At 70.8% G+C, this 26007-nt stretch carries 23 protein-coding genes; 8 read left to right on the top strand and 15 right to left on the bottom strand.

All coding sequences use genetic code 11. The annotated features are described in order from the left end of the window. Nucleotides 1-178: 178 nt before the first annotated feature. Nucleotides 179-2086 (bottom strand): translational GTPase TypA, encoded by a 1908-nt coding sequence (typA, locus tag ACZ39I_RS13520; RefSeq protein WP_352390351.1) that lies wholly within the window; start codon nucleotides 2084-2086, stop codon nucleotides 179-181. A 128-nt stretch (nucleotides 2087-2214) separates the two neighbouring features. Beyond that, the gene (locus tag ACZ39I_RS13515) at nucleotides 2215-4449 is read right to left on the bottom strand and encodes an ABC transporter family substrate-binding protein (protein WP_467244637.1); all 2235 of its coding nucleotides are present in this window, start codon (nucleotides 4447-4449) and stop codon (nucleotides 2215-2217) included. A gap of 300 nt (nucleotides 4450-4749) precedes the next feature. On the opposite strand from ACZ39I_RS13515, the gene ACZ39I_RS13510 reads away from it, so the two are divergent. Genes ACZ39I_RS13510 through ACZ39I_RS13495 form a run of 4 tightly spaced genes read left to right on the top strand, consistent with a single transcriptional unit; the run spans nucleotide 4750 to nucleotide 8615 of the window. Further along, nucleotides 4750-5040, top strand: coding sequence for a hypothetical protein (locus tag ACZ39I_RS13510; RefSeq protein WP_007384473.1), 291 nt, complete (start codon nucleotides 4750-4752; stop codon nucleotides 5038-5040). A gap of 19 nt (nucleotides 5041-5059) precedes the next feature. Next, nucleotides 5060-5896, top strand: coding sequence for a hypothetical protein (locus tag ACZ39I_RS13505; RefSeq protein ID WP_467244636.1), 837 nt, complete (start codon nucleotides 5060-5062; stop codon nucleotides 5894-5896). Nucleotides 5897-5913: 17 nt separating this feature from the next. Beyond that, on the top strand, nucleotides 5914-7848 hold the full coding sequence (locus tag ACZ39I_RS13500; RefSeq protein ID WP_467244635.1) for a fumarate reductase/succinate dehydrogenase flavoprotein subunit: 1935 nt from the start codon (nucleotides 5914-5916) through the stop codon (nucleotides 7846-7848). Next, nucleotides 7845-8615 (top strand): succinate dehydrogenase/fumarate reductase iron-sulfur subunit, encoded by a 771-nt coding sequence (locus ACZ39I_RS13495; protein WP_467244634.1) that lies wholly within the window; start codon nucleotides 7845-7847, stop codon nucleotides 8613-8615. Before ACZ39I_RS13500 ends, ACZ39I_RS13495 begins: the two co-directional genes overlap by 4 nt. On the opposite strand, the gene ACZ39I_RS13490 is transcribed toward ACZ39I_RS13495, so the two are convergent. From ACZ39I_RS13490 to ACZ39I_RS13480, 3 genes are read right to left on the bottom strand one after another with little or no spacing between them, the layout of a single operon-like run. After that, the gene (locus ACZ39I_RS13490) at nucleotides 8596-8901 is read right to left on the bottom strand and encodes a hypothetical protein (protein ID WP_467244633.1); all 306 of its coding nucleotides are present in this window, start codon (nucleotides 8899-8901) and stop codon (nucleotides 8596-8598) included. The genes ACZ39I_RS13495 and ACZ39I_RS13490 overlap by 20 nt on opposite strands. A 5-nt stretch (nucleotides 8902-8906) precedes the next feature. Continuing rightward, nucleotides 8907-9878 (bottom strand): phosphotransferase, encoded by a 972-nt coding sequence (locus ACZ39I_RS13485; RefSeq protein WP_467244632.1) that lies wholly within the window; start codon nucleotides 9876-9878, stop codon nucleotides 8907-8909. A gap of 43 nt (nucleotides 9879-9921) precedes the next feature. Then, on the bottom strand, nucleotides 9922-11013 hold the full coding sequence (locus ACZ39I_RS13480; RefSeq protein ID WP_467244631.1) for a glycoside hydrolase family 18 protein: 1092 nt from the start codon (nucleotides 11011-11013) through the stop codon (nucleotides 9922-9924). Nucleotides 11014-11094: 81 nt separating this feature from the next. On the opposite strand from ACZ39I_RS13480, the gene ACZ39I_RS13475 reads away from it, so the two are divergent. Then, a complete protein-coding gene (locus ACZ39I_RS13475) occupies nucleotides 11095-12477 on the top strand; it encodes a hypothetical protein (protein WP_467244630.1) in 1383 nt (460 codons plus the stop codon). A 237-nt stretch (nucleotides 12478-12714) separates the two neighbouring features. Here ACZ39I_RS13475 and ACZ39I_RS13470 read toward each other — a convergent pair whose 3' ends face one another. The 3 genes from ACZ39I_RS13470 to ACZ39I_RS13460 all read right to left on the bottom strand — a co-directional run bounded on the left by ACZ39I_RS13470 (nucleotide 12715) and on the right by ACZ39I_RS13460 (nucleotide 15396). After that, nucleotides 12715-13461, bottom strand: a complete 747-nt coding sequence (locus tag ACZ39I_RS13470) for an SDR family oxidoreductase (protein ID WP_467244629.1) — start codon at nucleotides 13459-13461, stop codon at nucleotides 12715-12717. Between the two features lie 69 nt (nucleotides 13462-13530). After that, the gene (locus ACZ39I_RS13465; RefSeq protein ID WP_467244628.1) at nucleotides 13531-14601 is read right to left on the bottom strand and encodes an aldo/keto reductase; all 1071 of its coding nucleotides are present in this window, start codon (nucleotides 14599-14601) and stop codon (nucleotides 13531-13533) included. Between the two features lie 69 nt (nucleotides 14602-14670). Then, on the bottom strand, nucleotides 14671-15396 hold the full coding sequence (locus ACZ39I_RS13460) for an SDR family oxidoreductase (protein WP_467244627.1): 726 nt from the start codon (nucleotides 15394-15396) through the stop codon (nucleotides 14671-14673). A 138-nt stretch (nucleotides 15397-15534) separates the two neighbouring features. Here ACZ39I_RS13460 and ACZ39I_RS13455 point away from each other — a divergent pair, with 138 nt between their 5' ends. Beyond that, on the top strand, nucleotides 15535-16098 hold the full coding sequence (locus ACZ39I_RS13455; protein ID WP_467244626.1) for a TetR/AcrR family transcriptional regulator: 564 nt from the start codon (nucleotides 15535-15537) through the stop codon (nucleotides 16096-16098). 209 nt (nucleotides 16099-16307) lie between these two features. Here ACZ39I_RS13455 and ACZ39I_RS13450 read toward each other — a convergent pair whose 3' ends face one another. The 6 genes from ACZ39I_RS13450 to ACZ39I_RS13425 form a co-directional block, all read right to left on the bottom strand. Beyond that, nucleotides 16308-18935 carry a SpoIIE family protein phosphatase gene (locus ACZ39I_RS13450; RefSeq protein ID WP_467244625.1) on the bottom strand — a complete coding sequence of 876 codons (2628 nt, stop codon included), beginning with the start codon at nucleotides 18933-18935 and terminating at the stop codon, nucleotides 16308-16310. 199 nt (nucleotides 18936-19134) lie between these two features. Continuing rightward, nucleotides 19135-19542, bottom strand: coding sequence for an ATP-binding protein (locus tag ACZ39I_RS13445; protein WP_467244624.1), 408 nt, complete (start codon nucleotides 19540-19542; stop codon nucleotides 19135-19137). A 107-nt stretch (nucleotides 19543-19649) separates the two neighbouring features. Next, nucleotides 19650-20051, bottom strand: coding sequence for a (deoxy)nucleoside triphosphate pyrophosphohydrolase (locus tag ACZ39I_RS13440; RefSeq protein ID WP_467244623.1), 402 nt, complete (start codon nucleotides 20049-20051; stop codon nucleotides 19650-19652). A 25-nt stretch (nucleotides 20052-20076) separates the two neighbouring features. Further along, nucleotides 20077-20268, bottom strand: a complete 192-nt coding sequence (locus ACZ39I_RS13435; protein WP_352390368.1) for an SPOR domain-containing protein — start codon at nucleotides 20266-20268, stop codon at nucleotides 20077-20079. Nucleotides 20269-20580: 312 nt separating this feature from the next. Continuing rightward, nucleotides 20581-21333 carry a GntR family transcriptional regulator gene (locus ACZ39I_RS13430; protein ID WP_467244622.1) on the bottom strand — a complete coding sequence of 251 codons (753 nt, stop codon included), beginning with the start codon at nucleotides 21331-21333 and terminating at the stop codon, nucleotides 20581-20583. A 148-nt stretch (nucleotides 21334-21481) separates the two neighbouring features. Further along, on the bottom strand, nucleotides 21482-22762 hold the full coding sequence (locus ACZ39I_RS13425) for a DUF4190 domain-containing protein (RefSeq protein WP_467244621.1): 1281 nt from the start codon (nucleotides 22760-22762) through the stop codon (nucleotides 21482-21484). Nucleotides 22763-22845: 83 nt separating this feature from the next. On the opposite strand from ACZ39I_RS13425, the gene ACZ39I_RS13420 reads away from it, so the two are divergent. Beyond that, a complete protein-coding gene (locus tag ACZ39I_RS13420; RefSeq protein ID WP_467244620.1) occupies nucleotides 22846-24027 on the top strand; it encodes a serpin family protein in 1182 nt (393 codons plus the stop codon). Between the two features lie 13 nt (nucleotides 24028-24040). Here ACZ39I_RS13420 and ACZ39I_RS13415 read toward each other — a convergent pair whose 3' ends face one another. After that, the gene (locus ACZ39I_RS13415) at nucleotides 24041-24871 is read right to left on the bottom strand and encodes an oxidoreductase (RefSeq protein WP_467244619.1); all 831 of its coding nucleotides are present in this window, start codon (nucleotides 24869-24871) and stop codon (nucleotides 24041-24043) included. A gap of 82 nt (nucleotides 24872-24953) precedes the next feature. Here ACZ39I_RS13415 and ACZ39I_RS13410 point away from each other — a divergent pair, with 82 nt between their 5' ends. Continuing rightward, nucleotides 24954-25871, top strand: a complete 918-nt coding sequence (locus ACZ39I_RS13410) for a LysR family transcriptional regulator (RefSeq protein ID WP_467244618.1) — start codon at nucleotides 24954-24956, stop codon at nucleotides 25869-25871. Nucleotides 25872-26007: the final 136 nt, after the last annotated feature.

Raw genomic sequence — 26007 nt, 5'->3', positions numbered from 1 at the left:
GACCGTCAAAACGGACATACCGCAATGGATTTCGGTTCACATGTCCGAAACACGATCGGCCGCTTACCGATATCCGAACGTTGTCTCATAGATCGCGGACAGGCTTTCGCGGGCACACCGAAGGCCCGGTTCCCCGAGTGCCGGAGAACCGGGCTGCCGACAGTCGCCGGCGGTGGCGTCAGGCGTTCTTGGCGCGGCTCGCGGCGCGGGCGCGCTCGCGGGCGTCCAGGTTCACCTTGCGGATGCGGACCGCCTCCGGGGTCACCTCGACGCACTCGTCGTCGCGGCAGAACTCCAGGGACTGCTCCAGGGAGAGCTTGCGCGGCGGGACGATCGCCTCGAACGAGTCGGCCGAGGACGACCGCATGTTCGTGAGCTTCTTCTCCTTGGTGATGTTCACGTCCATGTCGTCGGAGCGCGAGTTCTCGCCGACGATCATGCCCTCGTACACCTCGGTGCCGGGGTCGACGAACAGCACACCGCGCTCCTGGAGGTTCGTCATCGCGAAGGCGGTGACGGCACCGGCGCGGTCGGCGACCAGCGAGCCGTTGTTACGGGTGGTCAGCGTGCCGAACCACGGCTCGTGGCCCTCGTGGATGGAGTGGGCGATACCCGTGCCGCGCGTGCCGGTCAGGAACTCGGTCCGGAAGCCGATGAGGCCGCGGGAGGGAACGACGAACTCCATGCGCACCCAGCCGGAGCCGTGGTTGGACATGTTGTCCATCCGGCCCTTGCGGACACCCATGAGCTGCGTGACCGCGCCCATGTGCTCCTCGGGCACGTCGATGGTCATGCGCTCGACGGGCTCGTAGACCTTGCCCTCGACCTCCTTGGTGACCACCTGCGGCTTGCCGATGGTCAGCTCGAAGCCCTCACGGCGCATCTGCTCGACCAGGATCGCCAGGGCCAGCTCACCACGGCCCTGCACCTCCCAGGCGTCCGGGCGCTCGGTGTCGAGCACGCGGAGCGAGACGTTGCCGACCAGCTCGCGGTCCAGACGGTCCTTGACCTGACGGGCCGTGACCTTGCGGTCCTTGACCGCGGCCTTGTTCTCCGCGCCCTTGCCGGTGCCACCGCGGCCGACCAGCGGCGAGGTGTTGGTACCGATGGTCATCGAGATCGCCGGCTCGTCGACCGTGATGAGCGGCAGCGGGATCGGGTTCTCGGGGTCGGCGAGGGTCTCGCCGATCATGATGTCCGGGATACCGGCGACGGCACAGATGTCACCGGGGCCCGCCTTCTCGGCGGGCTTGCGGGTGAGCGCCTCGGTCATCAGCAGCTCGGTGATACGCACGTTGGACATGGTGCCGTCGCGCTTGATCCACGTGACGGTCTGGCCCTTGCGCAGCTCACCCTGCTCGACGCGCAGCAGCGCGATACGGCCGAGGAAGTTGTCGGCGTCCAGGTTGGTGACGTGCGCCTGGAGCGGGGCCTCGGTGTCGAACTCCGGGGCCGGGACGTGCGAGAGGATCGTGGAGAAGAACGGCTCCAGGCTGTCGCTGTCCTGCGGGACCGTGCCGTCCTCCGGCTTGGTCAGCGAGGCCACGCCGTCCCGCGCACACGCGTAGACGATCGGGAACTCGATCTGCTCCTCGTCGGCGTCGAGGTCGAGGAAGAGGTCGTACGCCTCGTTCACGACCTCGTCGATGCGCGAGTCGGGGCGGTCCGTCTTGTTGATGCACAGGATGACGGGCAGGCGGGCCTGCAGTGCCTTGCGCAGCACGAAGCGGGTCTGCGGCAGCGGGCCCTCGGAGGCGTCGACCAGCAGCACGACCGCGTCCACCATCGACAGACCGCGCTCGACCTCGCCACCGAAGTCGGCGTGGCCCGGGGTGTCGATGATGTTGATGGTGATGACGTCGCCGCCATCCTTGGGGTGGTACTTCACGGCCGTGTTCTTGGCCAGGATCGTGATGCCCTTCTCACGCTCCAGGTCGTTCGAGTCCATCATGCGGTCGTCGAGCGATTCGGCGGCGTGCGCGGCGAAGGCGCCTGCCTGCTTCAGCATGGCGTCGACAAGAGTCGTCTTGCCGTGGTCGACGTGGGCGACGATGGCGACATTGCGGATGTCGTGGCGCGTGGCCATATTGCGGCGTACTCCCAAGTGGTGAGAAGGCCCTGCTACGAACGTCCGTGTGACGCGGGCCTGCCGGGCTCAACATGCCACGGCCTCACCCCATCGTACGTTGCCTCCCGGGTAGGGGCTCGCCGGGCTCAGTGTCCGGTGGGCCCGGCCGCCGGCTTCGCGCCCTTCTTGAGGAAGCCCATGTCCTCGTAGACCGGTGTCTGGAATCCGAAGGAACCGGCGTTCACCAGGTTCTTCTTCGCGGCCGTCAGCTGGGGCCGCTGATACAGCGGGATGGATCCCGCGGCGGCCCAGATCCGGGAGTCGGCCTTGCGGATCAGGCTCCGGCTCCTGCCCTCGTCGAGCGTGGCCACGGCCTGGTCGAAGAGCTGGTCCACCTGGTCCGTGCCGACCCGGGTGTAGTTCTGCTCGACGTTCAGCGACCCGTCGGCGGCCGGCACCGGCTTCGCGAAGATCGGGCGGGCGTCGGTGGCGGGGAAGGCGGACGCGGGCCAGGAGTACAGCGCGAGGTCGTACTGCCCGGACGCGATGTGGTCCTTGAAGTAGCTCTCGTCGGAGACCTTGGAGATCTCGGTCCGGATGCCGACCTTCGCCAGCATCGCGGAGATCCGCCCGGCCACCGTGCGCAGCGTCTCGGAGCCCGCTCCCGACGGGAGCACGAACCGCAGGGCGAGCGCCTTGCCCTTCTTGGCCAGCACCTTCGTCGCCGCGTCCGCCGGAGCCGCGGTGCCCTTGGGGGCGTAGGCTCCCGGCGCGCCGCCCTGCTTCAGCCGGTTCGCGTACTGCCTGCCGTCCTGGGCGAGGTGGCGCGGGCCGTCGCCGCTGCGGTGGTCCTTGGGGTCCTTGTCGTCACTCTTGTCGTCACTGTCTTCGTCCTCGCCGACGATGTACGTCCCGTCGTCCCCGTGCGCGGAGTCCCGGCCGGCCTTTTTGCCCTTGGTCCCCGCCGCCTTCTCGCCCTTCTTCTTCTCCTTCTCGACCGGGCCCCCGGCCTCCCACCCGGCGTCCGCGAGCAGTGCCCGGGCCTCCTTGGTGTCCTGGCCGCCGAGTGCGCCGCTGTTGTCGGCGTAGGCGTCCTGGCCGGAGAGCGCGAGGTGACTGCCGACCGGCACAGCGGGCAGCCCGAGCGGGGAGAGGACGACGCCGGCCAGCGCCTTGCGGTCGATCGCGCGGGCCACGGCCCGGCGCACCCGCTCGTCGGCGAGCGGACCCGAGGCGCCGTTGAGGGCGAGCTGGGTGTAGGCGGGCTCCAGGGATCTGCGGACCTCGAAGCCCTTCAGCGCCGCCTGCTCACGCGCGTACGCGGCGAGCGCCCTGCGCTCCTTCTGCCGGGCGCTGAGCTCCTCGTCGGCGGCCTCCTCGTCGTCCCCGTGGGCGAGGGCCCAGGAGCGCAGCGCGTCGGCGGCTTTCAGGTTGCTGCCGGAGCGGTGGCCGTGGAGCCCGTCGGGGCCCGCGAGCGGGCTGCTGCCGGAGGTGGCTCCCGCGCGGGCGGCGAGACTGATGCGGCCGAGGGCCTCGGGGTCGACCTCGGCGAGCTCGATCGTGCCGGCGGCCAGCGCGGTGGCCCGCTTGTCGCGCGGTACGGCGCGCAGCACGATCTCGTCCAGCTTGGCGGGGTGGCCCCACCAGCGCGGATTGCGGGTGAGGGTGATCTCGTCGCCCTTGCGGTCGACCTTCTTCACCTGGAAGGGACCGGCGGTGGTCTTGAGTTTCTTGCGGGCGGAGTCGTTGAAGGAGTCCGGGGTGCCCATGACGTCCTTGGGGTACAGCGGCGAGAACAGCGAGCGCCAGTCGGCGTACGGCCGCGCGAAGGTGACCTTGACCTCCAGGTCGTTGGCCCCGCGCTCGATCCTGTCGATGCGCTCGTAGCCGGCGTTGCGGGCGGTCCAGTACGCGGAGTCCTTGCCGGACAGGGCGCGCCACTGGGCGGCGAAGTCGGCGGCGCCGATCTCCCGGCCGTCGCTCCACACGGCCTGCTGGTTCAGCTTGTACAGCACGACCTGCTTGGGCTCGGTCTCGACGACCTTGGCCGACTCCAGGTAGTCGGCGTCGGCCTGCGGCCGCCCGTTCGCGTCCAGCCGGTACATCGAGGGCAGGACCGCCTGGGCGACGGTGGTGGTGGTCGCGTCGGCGTCCGCCTGGAAGGTGTTCAGGGTCTCGGGGACGGCGTCCACCGCCCAGTGCAGGGTGCCGCCGTCGGCGACCTGGTCGCGGGCGGCGGGCGCGATGTCCTGCTCCGCGAGCGGCTTGCTCGCCTTGTCGTCGGAACTGCACCCGGACAGCGCGGTGACCGCGAGCGCGCCCGCGGTGAGGAAGCCGACCGAGCGCGTGACCGCGCGCAGGGCGACGCCGTTGTGGGACATCTCTGCTTACCTCCGGGAGCCGCGGGCGTTATGATCACTTTTGGCGGTATATGGAGCTGATCACATCTATTGCGGCCACTGAAGAGGAAAGGGTTCGGCAACGGACGGCGACACGGCGACAACGACCGGGAAGCCCACCCGTGCGGCGCAATCGACGGCGCACGAGGGGCGCGCACGGAGGGCTCACGATCCGCCAATCGGTGCACGTCCCTTCACACCGGCAGGTGTGACGCGCAACACTCGCAGGCGCATGACCGTTCCCGTCCAGGGCAACCCCGCCCACGGAAGTGAGGTCACGTCATGTCCGTGAACGACGAACTGGCAGCGGCCCAGCGCTCGCTCGACGAGGTGCTCAGGTACGTCAAGCGCCTGGAGCAGCAGCTGGGCAGCGGCGGTCTGGAGATGCGCCGGGTGCGGATCGACGCCGACCGCCTGCGCGAGAGCCTCGCCCTGCTGAGGGAGACCGACCCGGCGCTGGCCAAGGCCCGCCGCCCGGATCTCGTCTCCATCTCCGACACCCCGTACGACAACACCCTGTGGACGGACTCGGACGACGAGGGACTCGGCGCCCGCGACCGCCGAGCCCCCTGATCCCGACCGGAGTCAAGCGTTGGCCACTGGTACGGAACCCCCCGACACCGAATCCCATCCCGTGAGCGGCGGCGTACGCGCCGGTACGCGCGCCGCGATCGACGCCCCGCACCTGCGCACCGACCGCTGGTGGCTGGCACCGGCGGCCACGGCCGCCGGGCTGCTCGCCTTCATCGTGTACTCGACCTGGCGGGCGTTCGCCGACACGGACTACTACGCGGCCCCGTACGTCTCGCCGTTCTACTCCCCCTGCCTCGCCGAGCGCTGCGCGCCCATGCGCCACGGCCCCAACTGGGAGATCTTCGGCGGCTGGTGGGGCATCTCGCCCGCGATCATCATCCTGATCTTCCCGCTCGGCTTCCGGCTGACCTGCTACTACTACCGCAAGGCCTACTACCGGGGCTTCTGGGCGTCCCCGCCGGCCTGCGCGGTGGCCGAGCCGCACAAGAAGTACACCGGTGAGACCCGCTTCCCGCTGATCCTGCAGAACATCCACCGGTACTTCTTCTACGCCGCGATCGTGGTCGCCGGGATCCTGACCTACGACACCGTGCTCGCGTTCCGCGACGAGCACTACGCGTGGGGCCACATGGGCCTGGGCACCCTGGTGTTCCTGATCAACATCGCGCTGATCTGGGCGTACACGATCTCGTGCCACTCCTGCCGGCACATCGTCGGCGGCAAGCTGAAGCACTTCTCGAAGCATCCCGTGCGGTACCGGATGTGGCAGTGGGTCGGGAAGCTCAACGCCAGGCACATGCAGCTCGCCTGGGCGTCGTTGGTGAGCGTGGCGCTCGCCGACTTCTACGTGTATCTGGTCGCGTCCGGCGCTTTCGACGATCCGCGCCTCTTCTAGATTGAAGGTGCCTTCTGATGTCCGTGGTCGACCGGCAGGAATGGGACGTCGTCGTGGTCGGCGCCGGAGGGGCCGGGCTGCGGGCCGCCATCGAGGCCCGCGAGCGCGGTGCCCGTACGGCCGTGATCTGCAAGTCGCTGTTCGGCAAGGCGCACACGGTGATGGCCGAGGGCGGCATCGCGGCCAGCATGGGCAACGCCAACGCGAACGACAACTGGCAGGTCCACTTCCGCGACACCATGCGCGGCGGGAAGTTCCTCAACCAGTGGCGGATGGCCGAGCTGCACGCCCAGGAGGCCCCGGACCGGGTCTGGGAGCTGGAGACCTGGGGCGCCCTGTTCGACCGCACGAAGGACGGCCGGATCTCCCAGCGCAACTTCGGCGGTCACGAGTACCCGCGCCTGGCCCACGTCGGCGACCGCACGGGCCTCGAACTGATCCGCACGCTCCAGCAGAAGATCGTGTCGCTCCAGCAGGAGGACCACAAGGAGACCGGCGACTACGAGTCCCGGCTGAAGGTCTACCAGGAGTGCACGGTCACCAGGGTCCTGAAGGACGGGAGCCGCGTCTCCGGTGTCTTCGCCTACGACCGTGAGACCGGCCGTTTCTTCGTCCTGGAGGCCCCGGCCGTCGTGATCGCGACCGGTGGCATCGGCAAGTCCTTCAAGGTGACGTCGAACTCGTGGGAGTACACCGGCGACGGCCACGCGCTGGCCCTGCTCGCGGGCGCACCCCTGCTGAACATGGAGTTCGTGCAGTTCCACCCGACCGGCATGATCTGGCCGCCGTCGGTCAAGGGCCTCCTCGTCACCGAGTCGGTGCGCGGCGACGGCGGAGTGCTCAGGAACGCCGACGGCAAGCGGTTCATGTTCGACTACGTCCCGGACGTCTTCAAGGAGAAGTACGCCGAGTCGGAGGAGGAGGGCGACCGCTGGTACGAGGACCCGGACAACAACCGGCGTCCCCCGGAGCTGCTCCCCCGCGACGAGGTGGCCAGGGCCATCAACTCCGAGGTGAAGGCGGGCCGTGGCTCCCCGCACGGCGGGGTCTTCCTGGACGTGTCGACGCGGATGCCGGCGGAGGTCATCCGCCGGCGGCTCCCCTCGATGTACCACCAGTTCAAGGAGCTGGCGGACGTCGACATCACGGCCGAGCCGATGGAGGTCGGGCCGACCTGTCACTACGTGATGGGCGGCATCGCGGTCGAGTCGGACACGGCGGCGGCGCGCGGGGTGCCGGGGCTGTTCGCGGCCGGTGAGGTCGCGGGCGGCATGCACGGCTCGAACCGGCTCGGCGGCAACTCCCTCTCCGACCTGCTGGTGTTCGGGCGCCGGGCGGGCTGGCACGCGGCCGAGTACGCGACCGGGCTCGCGGCGGACCGTCCGCCGGTGGACGAGGTCCAGGTCGACGCGGCGGCGGCCGAGGCGCTCAGGCCGTTCTCGGCGGAGGGCGCCGAGCCCGCCGTAGGACCTCCGGAGAACCCCTACACCCTGCACCAGGAGCTCCAGCAGGCGATGAACGACCTGGTCGGCATCATCCGCCGCGAGGGCGAGATGGAGCATGCCCTGGAGAAGCTCGGGGATCTTCGGGTACGGGCCCGGCGGGCCGGGGTCGAGGGGCACCGGCAGTTCAACCCGGGCTGGCACCTCGCGCTGGACCTCAGGAACATGCTGCTGGTCAGCGAGTGTGTGGCGCGGGCCGCGCTGGAGCGGACCGAGTCGCGCGGCGGCCACACCCGCGAGGACCACCCGGGGATGGACCGCGAGTGGCGCAACGTCAACCTGCTGTGCCGACTGACCGACCCGACGGGCGGGTTGGCGGCGACCGACCCCGTCCGGGGCCAGATCGACCTCACCCGTGAGACCACCGACCCCATCCGCGCCGACCTGCTCGCTCTCTTCGACAAGGAGGAGCTGGTCAAGTACCTCGCCGAAGAGGAGCTGTACGAATGAGCGGCTACACGGCCCACTTCAAGGTGTGGCGGGGCGACGTGAAGGGCGGCGACCTGGAGGACTTCAAGGTCGAGGTCAACGACGGCGAGGTGGTGCTGGACATCATCCACCGCCTCCAGGCCACCCAGGCGCCCGATCTCGCCGTCCGATGGAACTGCAAGGCGGGCAAGTGCGGTTCGTGCTCGGCGGAGATCAACGGGCGGCCCCGGCTGATGTGCATGACCCGCACGTCGGTGTTCACACCGGAGGAGACGATCACCGTCACCCCGCTGCGGGCCTTCCCCGTGGTCCGGGACCTGGTCACGAACGTCGGCTTCAACTACCAGAAGGCGCGCGAGGTCCCGGCGTTCGTGCCGCCGCCGGATCTCGGGCCGGGCGAGTACCGGATGATGCAGGAGGACGTGGACCGCCCGCAGGAGTTCCGCAAGTGCATCGAGTGCTTCCTGTGCCAGGACACCTGCCATGTGGTGCGCGACCACGAGGAGAACAAGACGGCGTTCGCGGGTCCGCGCTTCCTGATGCGGGTCGCGGAGCTCGACATGCATCCCCTGGACGCGGCGGAGGAGTCCGGCCTGGACCGCAAGAAGGCGGCCCAGGACGAGCACGGTCTCGGCTACTGCAACATCACCAAGTGCTGCACGGAAGTGTGCCCCGAGGGCATCAAGATCACGGACAACGCGCTGATTCCGCTGAAGGAAAGGGCGGTCGACCGCAAGTACGACCCGCTGGTGTGGCTGGGATCGAAGATCAGGAGGAGGTCTTCCTAGCCGGTTTCATGGCCTGCCGTTGGATGTACAGGCCCGCGGCGAACACGGCCATTCCGCTCATCGCGACCGGGAAGTTGCCCATGTCCGGTCCCTGGAGCGGGCCGACGAACAGATACGTGCCGATCCCGGCCATGGCGACCAGGGTGCCGTAGCCCCACACGCGGGGCCGCAGCACCTTGGCCCGCCCGCGGCCCGGCGCGATCCACCCGTTGATGATCGCGGCCAGGGCGAGCACCGCCCCGGCCGTCAGGACCAGTACCGCGAGGAGCACCAGCGTCTCGTGCATGCCGATCATCGTCGCACGAGCCCCAACACCCTGACCAGGTTGTGCTCCGCGATCTCCCGCATGCGGTCCGGGTTCGGGAAGTCGCCCTCGATCAGGCGGAGGGGGCCGGCGACCAGGGACACGTGCATGGCGAGGCGGTACAGGTTCATCCGGTCCTCGTCCAGGCCGGGGGCGCGCAGGACGTCGTAGTACCGCGGTCCGAAGCGGATGCGCAGGAACACGTGCTCCCACTCGACGTCGAAGTACATGAGCCCTTCGACGTCGATGAGGGCGGGCCTGCCCCGGTCGTCCAACAGGACGTGGTCGGCGCCGAGTTCGCCGTGGACGAGGGTGTGCCGGGCGCGGGGCCGGACGGCTGCGGCGAGCTGTCGGACGGTCTCCTCGAGCTCTTCCCGTACGACGGCGATCCGTTCGTCCCGTACGGCGGCCTGCTCGATGTGGCGCAGGGCTCCCTCGGTGATGCGCCGGACGGCCGAACCCGACGACGAGGTACCGCCGTTGTCGACCAGGCCGACCTTGCCGAAGGCGGGGCCCTCCTGCGCGTGCAAAGACCCGAGTTCGGCGGCCAGCAGCTCCAGCGCGGCGCGACCGGCGACCGGGTCCCGCTCCAGGGCCTCCTCCAGACTGCCGCCCCGCAGGTCCTCGACGACCACGGCGTCCATGGCGGTGTCGGCGTACAGGAGGCGGGGGGTGCGCACGCCGGCCGCGACCAGCCGGTCGTGGGCGGCCGTGAACACGTCGGGACCGGTGCCGGCGGAGAAGGGGTCACGGGGGTCGGAGGGGCCGGCGTCCCAGTAGTCCTCGTCCGGCGACCAGACGTAGGCGACGACCGTCGTACCGTCGTCGAGGGCCAGCCGGTAGACACCCTTCTTGCTGCCACCGCGGAGCCGGGTGACGCCGGTGAGGGCGCGGCCGGTCGCGGCGCGGGCGAGGGGGGCGAGGTCGTCGCGGGTGAGGTGCCTGCGGGTGGTGGTCATCCGGCAGATCGTCGCAGCGGCGCACCGGACCGCAGGTGCTTTTCTAGTGGACCCAGTCCTTCTCGTACGCCGTCCAGTCCGCCTCCGTGGCCGCGAAGTCGACGTACAGCGCCACGCCGAAGTTCGCGCGGTCCGCGTCCGTGCGGGAGAGCCCGAGGCGGACGCCTCGGACGGCCGCGGGGACGGTCTCGGCGAAGGACCAGTGGTCGAAGTTGTCCTCCCGGTAGAAGGGCAGGCCCATCAGCAGGTCGGTGGAGTCGGGGGTGACCTCCAGGGCCAGTGAGGTCTGCTGGGCGACATAGCCGCCGTACAGGCTCTCCAGGGGCGTGGCCGTGTCGTACGACATCACCGCGATCTGGTCGACCCGGCGCGCGACCTGACCGAGGTAGGCCTGCGACCACCACTTGGGGTGCCCGGTGATCGTGCCCGCGACGGAGTGCAGTGCGGGGAGCGGGTCGATCTGGTGGGCGGCGACGGACAGGGGCACGCCGTGGGCGCGGGTGACCTCGTGGAGGGTGTCGAGCAGGTCGAGGTAGTCCTCGTCGCCGGAGTGCAGGGGTTCCAGGTCGAAGTGGGCGCCGTCGAACCCGGTGTCGAGGATCTGCCGGGTGGACCGTACGACGTTGGCGCGGGTGTCCTTCTCGGTGAGGCGCAGTCCGTCCGGGCTCTCGGTGGCGAGCTTGTCGCCGAGCCAGGCCTGCACCCGGATGCCGGGGGCCGCCTTGTGCACGGCACCGATCAGCCACGGCGCCTTCGGGTACGCCGACCCGGGCAGCGTCCCGTCGTGTTCCAGGGGTCCCGCGTGGACGTACAGGTCCCGGATCCCGGTGTCCCGCAGGCGCCGGGCGAGGGCGGTGACGTCGGCGTCGGTCTTGCGCCCGTCCACCCAGGCGTGCCCGAGCCAGATCGCGTCCTTGCCCCGGGTGCGGGTGCCGTCCGCGGGGTCACCGGCGTAGTTGAGGCGGAGGGCGACGGCGACGGTGAGCAGGGGGAGGAGGACGAGCGCGAGCCCGGTCAGGCCCCGGCGGATCCAGCGGCGACGTGTGCGCCTCGGCGCCGGCGCCTCCTTCTCCGCCTCGCCGTTCCCGTCCCCGCCCCCGTCCCCGTCGACCTGTATGTCCCGCACCTCTGACATCCGCTCCCCCACTCTCCTCGCGTACCCCCACCCGTCCCACCCCGCTCGCGCCCCCGCATTCCAGCCCATACGCTCCGAAACGTGACGCCATCCTTGATACGGGGCCGACCGCGGCGGGGCCGCTCGCACATATCCGCGCGGGTGGCACACGCCCTGCTGGGTGTGGTCGCCGGGGTCGTGTGGCTGGTGTTGCCGTGGATGACGATCAACGACGACGCTCCGGTTGCAGGCGCGCGCACGAGCGCCGCCGCCCCGGCCGAGGACACGTCCTCCGGCACCGACCTCGTCCTGCCGCTGGCCGCCCTCGCCGTGGTGCTGGTCCTCGCCGGATACGGCTCCGTCCGCCGGATGCGCCGCACCCGCAGCCGTACGACACCGGCAGCCGCCGGCACGACCCACGTCGGCGCGTACCCCGCCCCGGCGGCCACGCCCCCGCTCGCCGACCTCGACGAGCGCTCCCGGGCCGCCCTGGTCGACGCCGACAACCGGCTCCGCGCCTTCCGCGAGGAACTGACCTTCGCGGAACGCGAGTTGAGCCCCGAGATGCTTGCCCCTCTCGTCGCGGCGACCGAGGCGGCGGAGGCCGAACTGGCGGCCGCGTGCGCGATACGGCGGCGGTACGAGGCGGGCGTGCCGGAGGAGGCGGCCGCCCTCGCCGGAGTCGTGGGCCGCTGCGAGGAGGCCGGGCGGCGACTGACCGGGGCGGCGGAGAGCCTGGGCGCCCTGCGGGGGTTGGACCGCGACCCCGCCGCGGCCCTGGCGTCGGCCGAGGCCCGCTTCCGTGAGCTGACCGCCCGCACCGCCGGGGCGGAGACCACGCTCACGGACGACTCCGTCGCCGGGTATGTCGAACTGGCCAAGGACAGCCTGGTCACCGCGACCGTCCAGCTCAACGAGACCCACCAGGCCACCGCCTCCGGCCGGCCCGACGAGGCGGCCCACCACCTCCGTGCGGCGGAGACCGCGATCGCCCGGGCCGATGCGCTGGTGAGGGCCGTGACCCGGCTGCGCGAGACGCTCACCGAGGCCGCCCGGCTGATCCCGCCCGTCCTCACGGGCGCGGAGGCGGAACTGGCCCCCTTCCGTGACGGCACCGCGGACGAGGGCGAGACCCGTGCCCGGCTCCCGCACGCCGACGCGGTCCTGGCCGCCGTACGAGAGGAGACGACGTCCGGGCAGTCGTACGATCCGCTCGGTGTGCTGCGCCGGATCGTGCAGGTGACCGCGCCGCTGGTGACCGGCCGGTCCGGGGTGCTCGCGGTGGCCGCGCTGCTGGTCGCGCGGGAGTCCGTGGCCGCGGCGGACGACTACGTCACCGTCCACCGCGAGGCGGTCGGTGCCGCGCCCCGCGTGCTGCTGCAGGAGGCGCGGCTGACCGGTGATCTTCCGCGGGCGGACGTCCTGGCCCGCGAGGCGCGTGACCTCGCCGAGCGGGACGTACGGCTGCGCGGGCACCCCGCCTAGAAGGCCCTGTTCTCGTATCGGCGTGTCTTCGTGAGCCGCCACAACCTCCTGGTGCGAGCATCTTGAGCCGTCACCGCCGAACTCGATGGCCGCCCACGCAAAACGCTCGGCTGGGAAACCCCAGCCGAGAGCCTGCATGAACTGCGCGCGGCCTGATCGACACGACCACGTATTGCAGCGCCCCCTGAAACCGCCGTGGTAGCGGGCTTTACGCCCGTGGCGGGACGGCAGACGAGCTCAGAGCTGGGTTTCGCCGCCATCCACGGCCAGCTCGATGCCGGTGGTGTACGTGGCATCGAAGGCGAGGAATGCGGCCGCCTTGGCGAACTCTTGGACGGTGCCGTAGCGCTTCATGGGGTTGCTCGCGGTCCGCTCCGCCCTGAACTGGTCAGCGGCCTCTTTGGACAAGTTCATCGTTTCCAGAATCCCCGAGTCGATGGGACCCGGGCTGATCGCATTGACACGGATTCCCCGCGGAAGCAGCTCGCGGGAGAAGGAGCGGGCCATCGAGCGCAGCGCCGCCTTGCCGGCCGCATAGACGCTGGTGTCCACCATGCCGATGACGTTCGCGATCGAGGTGGTGAGGACGATGCCGGCATTCGCGCTCAGCAGCGGAGCGAGCTTCTGCACAGTGAAGAAGGCGCCCTTGACGTTGATCGCGAACAGCTCGTCGTACACGTCCTCGGTCGTCGACTCGAGGGGCGTGAGGGGTGAGATGCCGGCGTTGACGAACAAAGCCTCGATCGAGCCGAGCTCGCTCTTTACACGGCCGGCGAGCATATCCAAGTCGGACAGTGAGGCCACATCCGCCCGGACGGCCACGGCATTCTCGCCGAGCCGCTCGCGTGCCGCGTCGAGCTTGGCCGGAGAACGGCCGGTGATCATCACGCGGGCTCCGCCTTGCACCAGCAGCTCCGCCAGCGCGAGCCCCATGCCGCTGCTGCCACCCGTGATCACCACATTCTTGTCGCTGTACTTACCCATACCGACGTTGCTCCGTTCCCTCATCAAAAACATGTCGATATATCTGGATGTCGCTGTTCATGAAGCGAATCAGCCGAGGGTTTCGATCTTCATGGCGCCTGTGGTGACCGTGCGGATGTGATCGCTGGCGAGCAGGTCGTGCGGATTGCCGAGGTCGATGGCGCTGACCTCGTCGAGGCGGGCCAGCTGGGAAGGAGTGAGGTCGACCTGCAGAGCACCCAGGTTGTCCTCCAGCTGCGCGATGGTGCGGGCGCCGATGATGGGTGCCGTCACGCCCGGGGCGTTCAGGGTCCAGGCCAGTGCGACCTGGGCGGGCGTGCGGCCCAGCTCCGAGGCCACCTCCTTCACCGCATCCGCAATGGCAAGGTTGCGGTCGGTGACCCATCCCAGGGCGACGTTGAGGCTCTTGCGGTTGCCGGCGGTTTCGCCGACAACGGAACCCGCCGGGTTCTGGTCCTCCCGGCTGTACTTGCCGGTGAGCACCCCGCCGCCCAACGGGGAGAAGGGGACCACACCGAGTCCCATCTCGCGTGCCATCGGGATCAGGTCACGCTCCGCGGTGCGCCCGATCAGGCTGTACTCGGTCTCCAGGGCGGCCAGTGGCGACCAGCCGCGCAGGTCGGCGATCGCCTGCATGCGCGACACCTGCCAGGCCGGGGCGCTGGAGATCGCCACGTACAGCACCTTGCCCTGCCTCACCAGGTCGTCCAGGCCCCGCAGGATCTCCTCCACCGGCGTCCTGAAGTCCCATACGTTCACGTAGAGCAGATCGATGTAGTCGGTGTTCAGCTGCCGCAGACTGGCTTCCACCGACGCCAGCATGCTCTTGCGGTGGGTACCCCCGGAATTCGGGTCACCGGGCTGACGCAGCGTCGAGTACTTCGTCGCCAGCACCATCTTGTCGCGGTTGGTGCGGGCGAATTCGCCGAGCAGCCGCTCGGAGCTGCCGTCGGTGTAGGTGCTGGCGGTGTCGAAGAAGTTGCCGCCGAGCTCGGTGTAGCGGTCGAAGAGCTTGCGCGCCTCGTCGCGCTCGGCGCCCCAGCCCCACTCGGTGCCGAAGGTCGCCGTGCCCAGCGCCAGGGGTGAGACCCGGAGTCCGGAACGGCCCAGCAGCCGATAAGTGTCCAGAGTGAGTGCCATCGTGTCCTCCTGTGAGGTGCGGTTCGTGGCGTTCGAGAGGTGCGGATTGGTGGTCTGCTCGCCCGGGTTTCAGGCGCCGAGCCCGTAGCCGCCGGCCACGGTGATGTCCTGGCCGGTGATGTAGCCGGCGGCGTCCGAGGCGAGGAAGCCGACTGCTTCCGCGACCTCCTGGCTGGATCCGAAGCGCTCGAAGGGGATCTTCGAGCGCATGGCGTCCCGGCCGCTCTCGGGCACCCCCAGCTTGTTGAGCAGCGGGGTGTCGGTGGCCCCGGGGCTCACGGCGTTGACGCGAATCCTGCGCGGGGCCAGTTCGAGCGCGAGCGAGGGCAGCATGGCCAGCAGCGCGCCGCGTGTCGCCGCCCCCACCGTGGCGCCAGGGGTGCCGCGACGGGATCCGATGCCGACGGTCAGCACGATCGAGCCGCCGTCGTTCAGGAGGGGAAGGGCCTTCTGGGGGGTGAAGTACTGGCCCTTGAAGTTGAGGTCGGCGTGCTCGTCGAACGATTTCTCCGTCACCTCGGCAACCGGTGCCGGACGGAAGATCCCGGCGTTGAGGAAGAGCAGGTCCAGCGATCCGAACCGCGCCGACACCGCTGACATCAGGGCGTCGGTGTCGGAGAGCACGCGCCCGTCGGATCGGACGACGAGCACGTCGCCGGGGAGTTCGGACTGCGTCCGCGCGAGGGACTCGGGATTCTGTCCGGTGACCGCGACCTGGTAGCCGCGGGCGTGCAGCAGCTCGGCCGTCGCTCTGCCGATCCCGGTCGTCCCCCCGGTGATGAGAGCTGTAGGCATGGCAAACCTTTCGTCGCTGAAGGGATGGGTGAGACCACCCGTAATCGGGGAACTCCCCGGTTGTCTCGCCGTACACTGAACCGGGGACATCCCCGTATCGTTCCCGAGCCTCATCCGACACTCACGATCGCGAAGGTCATGACACCTCCACGCAGCACCCTGCGCGCCGACGCGCAGCGCAACCGCGAGCAGCTGATCGCCACGGCCGCCGAAGCCTTCGCGTCCGGACGCGCGATCTCTCTGGACGCGATCGCCAAACGCGCGGGCGTGGGGAACGCCACCCTGTACCGGCACTTCCCCACCCGAGAGGATCTGGTCGAAGAGGTCTACCGGGACCAGATCCGGCCCTTGCGCGAAGACGCGCGCACCCTGCTGGCTACCAAGCCGCCCGCGCAGGCCCTCCACGCGTGGATGCTCCGATTCGCCGACTGGGCCGGTGAACGACGCGGCATCTGCGAGGCCCTGGTCGCCATGAGCGCTACCGGCCGCTTCGGCACCGGACCGGTCTGCGACGAGGTCCAGCAGGTCTTGGCGATGGTGCTCGAGGCCGGCGCCACAGCAGGAGAACTGCGCAGCGACATCGACCCGGTCGAGGTAGGCGGCATCCTCGCCGGTTTGCTCTCCGTGGCCGGCGCACCCGAGCAGCGCCTCCAGCTGAACCGAATGCTGGACGTCGTCGTCGACGGACTCAGGCCCCGCTGAGCGATACTCCGGCGGTTCGGCGAGGCGTCGGCCCATGCCGGACGGCATGGCTGCGGCCGCGGCGGTCGTGGCGGCCCAGACCTTGGTGAGGACCGTCGGGATGGTTGCCTACGTTCGGCTCGTTCCCCGCCTCGTGACAGCGCCCGAACGGCTCGTCAGGTGTTCGTCGCCGCTCAAGGGGGACCACCGAGGTGGACCCAGGACAGGGCCTAGAAGAGGCTCAGCAGTGCCTCCGCCGGGTCCACCATGCCGCTCTGCCCGTCCGGCAGCGGGAGTTCGAACCACACCGTCTTGCCCCGCGGGGTGCGCCGGGAACCCCAGGCCGCACTGAGCAGGCCGACCAGTTGCAGGCCCCGGCCGCCCTCGTCGGTGTCGCGGGCACGGCGGCGGCGGGGCTGGACGAGACCGGAGTCCCAGACCTCGCAGACCAGGGTGCGGTCCAGGAGCAGACGCAGCCGGATGTCACCCTCGCCGTACCGCAGGGCGTTGGTGACCAGCTCGCTGACCAGGAGTTCCGTGGTGTCGACCAGGGGTTCCAGGTCCCAGCTGAGCAGCTGGCCGCGGGCGTACTCGCGGGCCCGGCCCACGCTGCGCGGCTCGCGCGGCAGGGTCCAGTCGCCGACCGAGTTCGCGGGCAGGCCCTGGACACGTGCCATCAGCAGCGCGATGTCGTCCTCGCCGTGGTGGGTGTCGAGGGTGTTCAGGACGTGGTCGCAGACGTCCTCCAGCGGGGCGGAGGGGTCGGTGAGCGCTCCGACGAACGCCTGGAGCCCTTCGTCGAGGGGGTGATCGCGGCTTTCGACCAGTCCATCCGTGTAGAGCGCGAGCAGGGCGCCTTCGGGTAGTTCGACCTCCACCTCCTCGAAGGGCTCGCCGCCGACACCGAGCGGCATGCCGGGCGGCACGTCCAGCATCAGCGCGTCCTCGCCGGGTTCGACCAGGACGGGCGGCAGGTGGCCCGCGTTGGCGAAGGTGCAGCGGCGGGTGACCGAGTCGTAGACGGCGTAGACGCAGGTCGCGAGGTACACCTCCAGGAGGTCCGCCTCGCGGGGGCGGCGGGCCGCGCGGGTGGCCTGCTGGACCCCGCCGGGGGCGCCGAGACCGCGGGCGATCTCGTCCAACGCGCTGAGCACCTCGGCCGGTTCGAGGTCCAGGAGGGCCAGGGTGCGGACGGCCGAGCGCAGTTCGCCCATGGCCACGGCCGCGCGCAGACCGCGGCCCATCACGTCCCCGACGACCAACGCCGTGCGGTGACCGGGCAGTTCGATGACGTCGAACCAGTCGCCGCCGACCTCGCTTGGCCGGTCCGCGGAGGAGTTGCCGGGCAGATAGCGGCAGGCGATGTCCAGGCCGGCGGCCACCGGGTCGCCGGGCGGCAGCAGGGACCGCTGCAGCATCAGGGCCCGCTCGTGCTCCCGCCGGTACAGGCGCGCGTTGTCGATACAGACCGCGGCCCGCGCCGCCAGCTCCACCGCGAGATCCCGGTCCCGGTCCCCGAACGGCTCGCTGCCCTTCGTGCGGGAGAACTGCGCGAGTCCTACGACGGTGTCGTGGGCGACCATCGGCACCGCGAGCGTGGACTGCACGAGGCCGCCCTCCTCGGCCGGGATGTACTGCGGGCGGGCGGTGCGCAGGGCGTCCGCGCAGGGCGAGTTGAAGGGGTAGTGGTGGACCGCGCCGACCGCGACGGGGTCGCCGGAGCCGGCGAAGGGGGCGTCGGAGACCGCGCTGGCGAAGGCGACCCGGCGCAGTTCGGCGCTGCCGTCGGCCAGGCCGGGCGGGGTCTCGTCGCCGGCCAGCAGGCCCTGGTAGAGGTCGACGGTGGCCAGGTCGCAGAAGCCGGGGACGACGACGTCGAGGAGTTCGCGGGCCGTGGTCTCCAGGTCGAGCGAGTTCCCTATGCGGGCGCCGGCCTCGTTGAGGAGGGCGAGATTGCGCCGGGCTGCCGCGGCCTCGCGGGCGGCGGCACGGCGGGCGGTGATGTCGGTTCCCAGCCAGGCGATGCCGATGGTCCGGCCGGACCCGCTGCGCACCCGGTACAGGTTGATGGACCAGTGGCGGCGCTCGTCGGAGCCCGGCAGGAAACCGGTGACGTGCATGTCCGTGATCGAGTCGCCGGTCTCCAGGACCCGGCGCAGAGTGGCGGTGACCCGCTCGGCCTCGGGGCGCGGCAGATAGTCGTGGACGCCCCTGCCGCGGTGGTCGTCGGGGCTGCCGCCGAAGAGAGAGGCGAAACGGTAGTTGACGCGGCGCACCCGCAGCTCGGGGTCGATCAGCACGAAACCGAAGGGGGATTGACCGAAAATCGCCTGCGAGGCGGCAAGGTCGGTCTCGATGCTGCGCAAGGTGCGCACGTCCACCACGATGCAGACGGCGGCCTTCTCGCCCTCCTCGGTCCGCGTCGGCATGACGTAGACCTCGGCGAGCCCCTCCCGTCCGCACTCGCCGTCGTCCGCCGACGCGGGCACCCGGAAGGGGACCACACCCGTCCACTCGCGGCCGTCCAGGATCTCCGCCATCTTGCGCTGGCCCTGTGCGCGCAGGTCGTCGTCGATGAACGCCTCGATGGGGTCCATGCCGACGGCGTGCTCGGCGGGGATGCCGAAGAGCTGCTCGGCGCGCAGACTCCACTGGTCGACCAGACCGTCGGGGCCTATGGAGAAGGACGCGACCTTGATGTAGTCGTAGATCGAGCCGGGCGGGCTGCTCTGCCACATGGCGTCACCGGACGGCGCGTCGCCGTGACGGGCATGGACCGCGACAGCATCCATGGCCTCAGCCCTCGCGCCCTCCGACGGGTCCTTCGACTCCGTGGCCTTCGCTGGTATCTCGCTCACGCGAACCGTCCCCTCCAGCTCACCGCGTCCGGTACCGGTCACCGGGGGCGGCTGCCCGCAGTATCCAGCACTACGGCGCCGCACAACACGGTGTTCACGATCACAGCACGATCCCGACGGTTTTCGGTCCGGGCTGCGACAACACTTCCAGTCTTCTAACCAGCAGGCACGGCGTCGAACCGCCGCGATCACGTCCTGTTCATCCTGGTACCGAGAGTTCGAACCAGACCGTCTTGCCGGTGACGCCGGGGCGGGTGCCCCAGCGGTGGGCGGCGTGGGCGACGAGTTGCAGTCCGCGGCCGCTCTCGTCGTCCAGTTCGGCGACGCGTTCCCGGGGCAGATCGGGCAGGGGGTCGGAGACCTCCACCAGGAGCACGCCGTCGACCCTCTCCGGGCGGACCAGACGGACGCCGATGGGGCCGGTGGCATGCCGTAGCGAGTTGGTCACCAGCTCACTGACCAGGAGGGCGGCGACATCGGCGAGACCGTCGAGGTTCCAGGCGGTCAGCCGGCTTCTGACAGCCGTGCGGGCAGCGCGTACGGCGCCCGGGTCCGCCGGGAAGATCCACTTGGCGCAGTCGCCTTCGGTGTCGATCACGCCGATCACATCCCGGGCCAGCCCATGTCCGCTTTCGTGGGGTTAAGGGGCACATACCCGATATCAACGGTGAAGTACCGCAGCGAATGGGGTAAGCGGGGGGCGTTCAAGGGGCCCTAGGGCCGCTGGAGCGCCTTTAGTGCGCCGATCGCTTCCACGTCCTGGTCGAGCCAGTTCACGTCCCCGAACTCCTGCGGGGTCAGCCAGCGCAGCGCGTCGTGGTCCTGCAGGGGCTGGGGATCGGCGGAACCCGGCAGCAGGCGGGCTCTCCATGCCTGCAGGACATACGGAGGTCTCAGCGGCCACTCACCCGGCACGCGCTCCAGCGCCTCCGCCTCGACCCCGAGTTCCTCGCGCAGTTCGCGTACCAGCGCCTGCTGCGGTGACTCCCCCGGCTCCACCTTGCCGCCCGGCAGCTCCCAGCGGCCGACCAGTTCGGGCGGTGCGCTGCGGCGGGCGGCGAGGAGGCGGTCGCCGTCACAGAGGGCGGCCGCCACCACCACGATCCGTTCCGTCATGCGCCGGAGCCTACGGGAGGCTCCGTCAGTCGGCCGAACTCGAGCCGTTCGGGCCGATGCGCTCGACCCAGTAGAGCTGTTTGTGGCCGCGGGCATCGAGACTGTCCGCGATCTTCTGGGCCTCGGCCCGGGTCGCGTACCTGCCCACGCGGTAGCGATTGCCGTTGTCGTCCTGTCGTATGACGAGCCAGGGGAGAGTGATCGTGCCGTCGTTCATTGCGCCCCACCGCTCCTTCCCGACCTGCGTCGAGCCCCACCCGATAAGGAAACCGCACTCCGCATATGCCCGAGCCTACGCCCAACCTTTACGCAGCGAACACGCGTTTTCACAAAGAGGTACGCAACCAGCCAGGACGGACTCCTCCGACAGGGGGCGCGCCGGTGAACACGCCCCCGGTGGACGGCACTGCCTGCGGCCGGAGGCGCCTTGGACACAGCGGTGTCGACCTGCGAGAACGGCCGAATTCGAACGGCGTTCGCCTACCGGCCGGTTCGGTGTTCGCCCCGGGCAACCTCCCCGGGGCGCGCGCTACTTCACCGGGAGGTGGTACGCGACCTGGTAGCGGTCGGCCGGAATGACCACGTCGGCCGTCTCCACCGGGCGACCCGAGGCGTAGTAGGTGCGGTGGACCACGAGGACGACATGCCCCGGGACACCGCCCAGCGCGAGCAGTTCCTCGGCGAGGCCGGGGCGGGCGCCGACCTCCTCGGTGACGTTGTCCACGACGACGTCGATGGCGGCCATGCGCTCGACCACGCCCATGCCGCCGAGGGGGCCCTCCTCGGGGAGCATCACGGGAGTGCGCCCGGTGACCGCGAGGGGCTCCCAGGAGGTGGAGAGCATCATCGGCTCACCGGCCTCCCGGAAGACGTACTTCGTGCACATCACCCGGTCGCCGGGCCGGATGCCGAGCCGCTCGGCGACGACCACCGAGGCCTCGGTCTGCCGGCTGCTGGACTCCCAGGTGCCGCGCCCCTCCCCGTCGGCCTGCTCCTGCCGGAAGGGGGTGGCCCCGGAGGCCGGGCGGTAGCCGGAGCGGGCGATCCGCCGGGGCACGGGCCGCTCGCGGACGTACGTCCCGGAGCCGGAGCGGCCCTCGACCAGACCCTCGGCCATCAGCACCTTGCGGGCCTCCAGCGCCACGGTGTCCGAGACGCCGTACTCCTCGCGGATCCTGGCCTGGGAGGGCAGGCGGGTGTGCGGTGGCAGCGAACCGTCGACGATCTTCTTGCGGAGATCACCCGCGACGCGCAGGTACGCCGGCTGCTCACCGAATGTCACTGGCCGCTCCCATCAGGTTGTACAGACAGCAACAGCCTGGCAACCGTGGGTTGGCCCATGCAAGCAAAGGCCAGAGAATCACTCGATGTGATGACATGTTCCGGTGGGGGGCTTTACGCAGGCACTTTCTCCCCGCTATGGCCAGCGCTCACACATTGAGCTCGCCGTCGCCCGAATCGCCGCCCTCGTCGCCGGAGTCCTCGTCGTACGTCGGCCGCTTGGTGGCCAGCCCCAGAGCCTTGCGTGCGGTGACCGTGCTGGGACCGTCGACGTACTCGTACCCCTTGTCGTAGTGGATGTAGAAGGCGTCCACGTCCTCGTCGTCGGCCGCGGTGACCGCCTTCGCCCACTCGCCGCGCGCCTGCTCCATGTCCTTCACCAGGGCCGCGACCTGCTTGTCGGCCTTGTCCGGCCAGGAGTGGGAACCGAGGGCCCTGATCTGCTCGCCGAGGCTGTCGTGGACGTCCCGCGACCAGTCCCGGTAGCCGGACAGGTCGTCCTCCGGGTAGTCCTCGGGCTCCTCCCACAGCACGGCGTCGAGGGCGTTGAGGGACTCGAGGAGGGAGATCTGGTACGTGTCGAGCGTGGTCTCGTCGGCGCGCAGTGAGCCCTTCAGGGTCCCGTTGTCGTCGGTGTTGCCGAAGATGCAGGTGACCTCGCGGTCGCCGAGTCGCCAGCTCTGCCGGGTCGGGCCGAAGTAGTACACGTCGACGTTCTTGGGCAGCGCCCAGGTGTCCATCGCGTAGGTGTCCTGGAGCGGGTAGCACTTGTCGTCGGCGGCGTCGGAGACCGCGCCGTCCCCCGGGAAGGCGGAGCCGCCGGCCATCGTGAACTCGCCGAACACCTCGCCGTCGTGCTCGCCCGCACAGGGCACCTCGTCGACGTCGTAGGTCAGGCCTTCGAGGGACTCCCCCGGCGCGTCGAAGCACTGGCCCTTCACCACCGAGAACGCCGTGCTCTCGGTCGCGCTCTTCTTGAACCCCTCCCAGGCGTCGGAGAGCCCGCCGGTGGCGAGCACCAGGACCCACAGGGCCAGACCCAGCGACGACAGGACCGACCCGGCGATCGCGAGCGCCTTGCCGGACTGGTCCTTCTTCTTGATCTGCACCAGCGCGATCACGCCGAGCACCAGTCCCACGGCCGGGAAGCAGCACAGGACGCCGAGCACCAGGGAGGCGACGGCGAGACCGTTGACGGAGGAGGGGCGGGCGTAGGGGCTGTAGCCCTGCCCCCAGGTCCGGTACGGCGGGCCATAGGGTTGCCCGTACGGCTGCTGGCCGTACGGCTGTGGTCCGTACGGCCCCTGCCCATACGGCTGTTGTCCCTGAGGCTGTTGCCCCTGTGGCGGCGGCCCGTACGGGTCCGGGGCCGGGGACGGTCCCTGGGCGGGGTCGGGCTGGTGGGGCCCAGGGGGCGGGGGTATGGACACGGGTACCGTGCTCCTGGTTCAGGCAGTGGTGGGGAACTGACGTACGACAGGGCGCATGGTATGCGCGGGGCGGGCGGGGTGGAATGCCGATCACGGGTGCGACGACCCAGGCGGTGAACGGGCTCACGGCACGGTGGGCGGGGACGGCTTCCGGGGGGACCGTGTTCTCGGCCGCCGGGGTGTGGCCGCTGCTGGCGTTCCTGGCCGACGGGGCACAGGGCACGGCACGGGCCGAGCTGGCGCGGGCGCTCGGAGTGCCCGCCGAGCAAGCGGCCGCAGCAGCACGGGAGTTGCTCGCGGAACTGGCCGACACCCGGGCGCTGGACTCGGCGCTCGGGCTGTGGACGAAGCAGACACTGGAGCTACGTGAGGAGTGGGAGGCCGGGCTGCCCACCGACGCGCACGGCGTCCTCACCGGCGATCCCGCCCTCGACCAGCGGGAACTGGACGCCTGGGCGGAGAAGCGGACGGGCGGGCTGATCGAGCGGATGCCGGCGGAGGTGCGGGACGACACCGCGCTGGTGCTGGCAAGCGCGCTGGCCCTGCGGACCACGTGGCTGCGGCCCTTCGAGGTGCGTCCGGTACGGCCGTCCGCGGGCCCCTGGCAGGGCCGGACCCTGCGCGGGCTGAACCGCCGGAGCGTGCGGCTGGACCGGGTCGGGGTGGCGACCGTGCCCGAGGGCCGGGTCACCGAGGTGAGGGTGCTCGGCGACAACGGCGTCGACGTCCATCTCCTGCTCGGGGACGAGCGCATGACGCCGGCTCAGGTGGTGGCGGCGGGGACGGCCGTGCTCGACGGCACGTGTCCGGTCGTACGGGGATCATCGCTTCCGTACGGGCCCGCGGGGCCGGGGCTGCGGGTGGAGGAGCGGCCGTGTGCCGGCCCTCAGCAGCCGACGCTGGAGATGACGACGGCGGCGTTCGAGGTGCGGGCGCACCACGATCTGCTGGACCTGCACGGGCTGTTCGGCCTCACCGCGGCCCGGGACACGCGGCAGGGCCACTTCCCCGGCATCAGTGCCTCACCCCTGGCCGTCGGCTCCGCCCGGCAGTCCGTCCTGGCCCGCTTCGACGCACTCGGCTTCGAGGCGGCAGCGGTGACGGCGGTCGCGGCGGCGCCCGGTGGGCCGCCGCCCACGCCCCGGTACACGGCGACCGTGGTCACGGCCGCCTTCGACCGCCCCTTCGGCTTCCTCGCCGTACACCGGGAGACGCGGCTGGTACTGACGGCGGGATGGGTCACGGAACCGGCGCCACTCCGGTAGCCGCCCTGCGGTCTCAGTCCTCGAAGGCGGTGGCCCGGGTGCTCTTCTCCCAGGCGGCGACATCGGCCCGTACGCCGTCGAGGTGGTCGAGTACGGCGGTCACCGCGTCCTCGCCGAGGGGCAGCCGCAGCGGGGTCTCCTCGGCGTCGAGGGCGGCGCGGATCAGGGCCGCCGCCTTCGCGGGGTCGCCGGCCTGGGTGCCGTCGCCGCCGGAGACGAACCCGCGGGTCTCGCTCACCTTGGCGTAGACCCCGCTGTCGGCACTGGCTCCCGCACGGCTCGCGTCGAACAGCGAGGTACGGAAGGCCCCCGGCTCCACGATCAGCACCTTGATGCCGAACTCCCGCACCTCGTCCGCGAGAGCCTCGGACATGCCCTCCAGCGCGAACTTCGTCCCGCTGTACGCCGAGAAGCCCGCGAAGGACAGCTGCCCGCCCATGCTGCTCATCTGCACGATCGCGCCCGAACGCCGCTCGCGCATGGCCGGCAGCACCGCCCTGGTGAGCGCCGCCGGCCCGAGGACATGCAGGTCGAACAGCTCGCGCAATTCGTCGTCGGTGGTCTCCTCGAAGGCGCCGACATGTGTGCGGCCCGCGTTGTTGACCAGCACGTCGATCCGCCCGTGCCGGGCCACGACGTCCCGTACGGCGGTCTCCGCGGCGGACGTGTCGGTCACGTCCAGACGCACCGCCTCCACCTGGTCGGGGTGGGCGGCCACGAGGTCGTCCAGCGCCTCGGGCCTGCGGACCGCGCCCACCACGACATCGCCGTCGGCCAGGGCCGCCTCGGCGATCGCCCGCCCGAACCCGCTGCTCGCGCCCGTGATCAGCCAGACCTTGTTCATCACAACTCCTCTTCTTGGCTTGTTCCACGAACCAGCCTGCTGCCGAAGTCGGTTGCCGGTCCAAGACCCACGGTGATAACCGATGGCTATGACGACCGACGTGCATGTACGGGATCTGCGCTACTTCCTGGCGGTGGCCGAGGAGCTGCACTTCACGCGTGCGGCCGAGCGGCTGTATGTGTCACAGCCCGCGCTGAGCAAGCAGATCCGGGCGCTGGAGCGGCAGTTGGGCGTGCGGCTGTTCCGGCGGGAGCCGCGGGGCGTGCTGCTCACCGAGGCGGGCGGGGCACTGCTGCCGCACGCCCGGCAGGTGCTGGCGGCCTGGGCGGCGGCGGACGCCGCGATGGCGACGGCCCGGGCCGCGGGGCGGGGCACGCTGGTGGTGGGCATGAGCACCAGCCCCGGGCGTGGTGGCCTGCTCCCGGCGATCCGCTCCCGCTTCACGGCCGCGCATCCGGAGGCGGTCGTACGGCTGCGGCAGATGGGCTGGCAGGACCCGACCGCGGGGCTGGCGGACGGCGAGACGGAGGTCGCGTTCGTCTGGCTGCCGCTGCCCGACGAGGAGCGCTACGGATGGACCGTGGTCGCCGAGGAGCCCCGCCTGGTCGCCCTCCCGGACACCCATCCGCTCGCCGCCCGCGCCGAGGTGGACTTCGCCGACCTGGCCGACGAACCGTTCCTCGCCCTGCCCCCGAGCGCCGGCCCCCTGCGCGACTTCTGGCTCGCCCTCGACGAACGGGCCGGACGCCCGCCCCGCGTCGGCGCGGAGATCGCGGGCACCGAGGAGACGTACGAGGCCCTCGTCGCCGGCCTGGGCATCTGCCTCGTGGCCGCCGGCAACGCCCCCCTGATCACCCTGGGCGGAGTGGTCACCCGCCCGGTACGCGGTATCGGCCCGAGCAGATACGCCCTTGCCTGGCGCAAGGAGGACGGGGGGCGGCCGCTGGTACGTGGGTACGCGCAGGCTTGCCGGTCGGTGGCGGGGGCGGGGGCGGCCTGACGAGGGCGACCATCCGCGCGGGGTGCGGTGGGCGTGTGCGGGCCGCTGCGCTGGGCTTGGCCGGGGCGCCTATAGGGGTGCCGGGTCCGGTTGTCGGGCGGCTACCGGCCGGTGGGGGCTGGTCGCTGCGCTGGGC

The organism is Streptomyces sp. NPDC024687, from assembly GCF_055559055.1.
This window is presented reverse-complemented; position numbering and strand designations above follow the sequence as displayed.

What these genes read in the sequence shown, in the direction of transcription:
- ACZ39I_RS13470 (WP_467244629.1), bottom strand. Translation starts at nt 13,461, where the DNA reads ATGGGTAAGTACAGCGACAAGAATGTGGTGATCACGGGTGGCAGCAGC.
- typA (WP_352390351.1), bottom strand. Translation starts at nt 2,086, where the DNA reads ATGGCCACGCGCCACGACATCCGCAATGTCGCCATCGTCGCCCACGTC.
- ACZ39I_RS13465 (WP_467244628.1), bottom strand. Translation starts at nt 14,601, where the DNA reads ATGGCACTCACTCTGGACACTTATCGGCTGCTGGGCCGTTCCGGACTC.
- ACZ39I_RS13435 (WP_352390368.1), bottom strand. Translation starts at nt 20,268, where the DNA reads ATGAACGACGGCACGATCACTCTCCCCTGGCTCGTCATACGACAGGAC.
- ACZ39I_RS13495 (WP_467244634.1), top strand. Translation starts at nt 7,845, where the DNA reads ATGAGCGGCTACACGGCCCACTTCAAGGTGTGGCGGGGCGACGTGAAG.
- ACZ39I_RS13440 (WP_467244623.1), bottom strand. Translation starts at nt 20,051, where the DNA reads ATGACGGAACGGATCGTGGTGGTGGCGGCCGCCCTCTGTGACGGCGAC.
- ACZ39I_RS13460 (WP_467244627.1), bottom strand. Translation starts at nt 15,396, where the DNA reads ATGCCTACAGCTCTCATCACCGGGGGGACGACCGGGATCGGCAGAGCG.
- ACZ39I_RS13510 (WP_007384473.1), top strand. Translation starts at nt 4,750, where the DNA reads ATGTCCGTGAACGACGAACTGGCAGCGGCCCAGCGCTCGCTCGACGAG.
- ACZ39I_RS13420 (WP_467244620.1), top strand. Translation starts at nt 22,846, where the DNA reads ATGCCGATCACGGGTGCGACGACCCAGGCGGTGAACGGGCTCACGGCA.
- ACZ39I_RS13410 (WP_467244618.1), top strand. Translation starts at nt 24,954, where the DNA reads ATGGCTATGACGACCGACGTGCATGTACGGGATCTGCGCTACTTCCTG.
- ACZ39I_RS13480 (WP_467244631.1), bottom strand. Translation starts at nt 11,013, where the DNA reads ATGTCAGAGGTGCGGGACATACAGGTCGACGGGGACGGGGGCGGGGAC.
- ACZ39I_RS13415 (WP_467244619.1), bottom strand. Translation starts at nt 24,871, where the DNA reads ATGAACAAGGTCTGGCTGATCACGGGCGCGAGCAGCGGGTTCGGGCGG.
- ACZ39I_RS13490 (WP_467244633.1), bottom strand. Translation starts at nt 8,901, where the DNA reads ATGCACGAGACGCTGGTGCTCCTCGCGGTACTGGTCCTGACGGCCGGG.
- ACZ39I_RS13455 (WP_467244626.1), top strand. Translation starts at nt 15,535, where the DNA reads ATGACACCTCCACGCAGCACCCTGCGCGCCGACGCGCAGCGCAACCGC.
- ACZ39I_RS13515 (WP_467244637.1), bottom strand. Translation starts at nt 4,449, where the DNA reads ATGTCCCACAACGGCGTCGCCCTGCGCGCGGTCACGCGCTCGGTCGGC.
- ACZ39I_RS13500 (WP_467244635.1), top strand. Translation starts at nt 5,914, where the DNA reads ATGTCCGTGGTCGACCGGCAGGAATGGGACGTCGTCGTGGTCGGCGCC.
- ACZ39I_RS13485 (WP_467244632.1), bottom strand. Translation starts at nt 9,878, where the DNA reads ATGACCACCACCCGCAGGCACCTCACCCGCGACGACCTCGCCCCCCTC.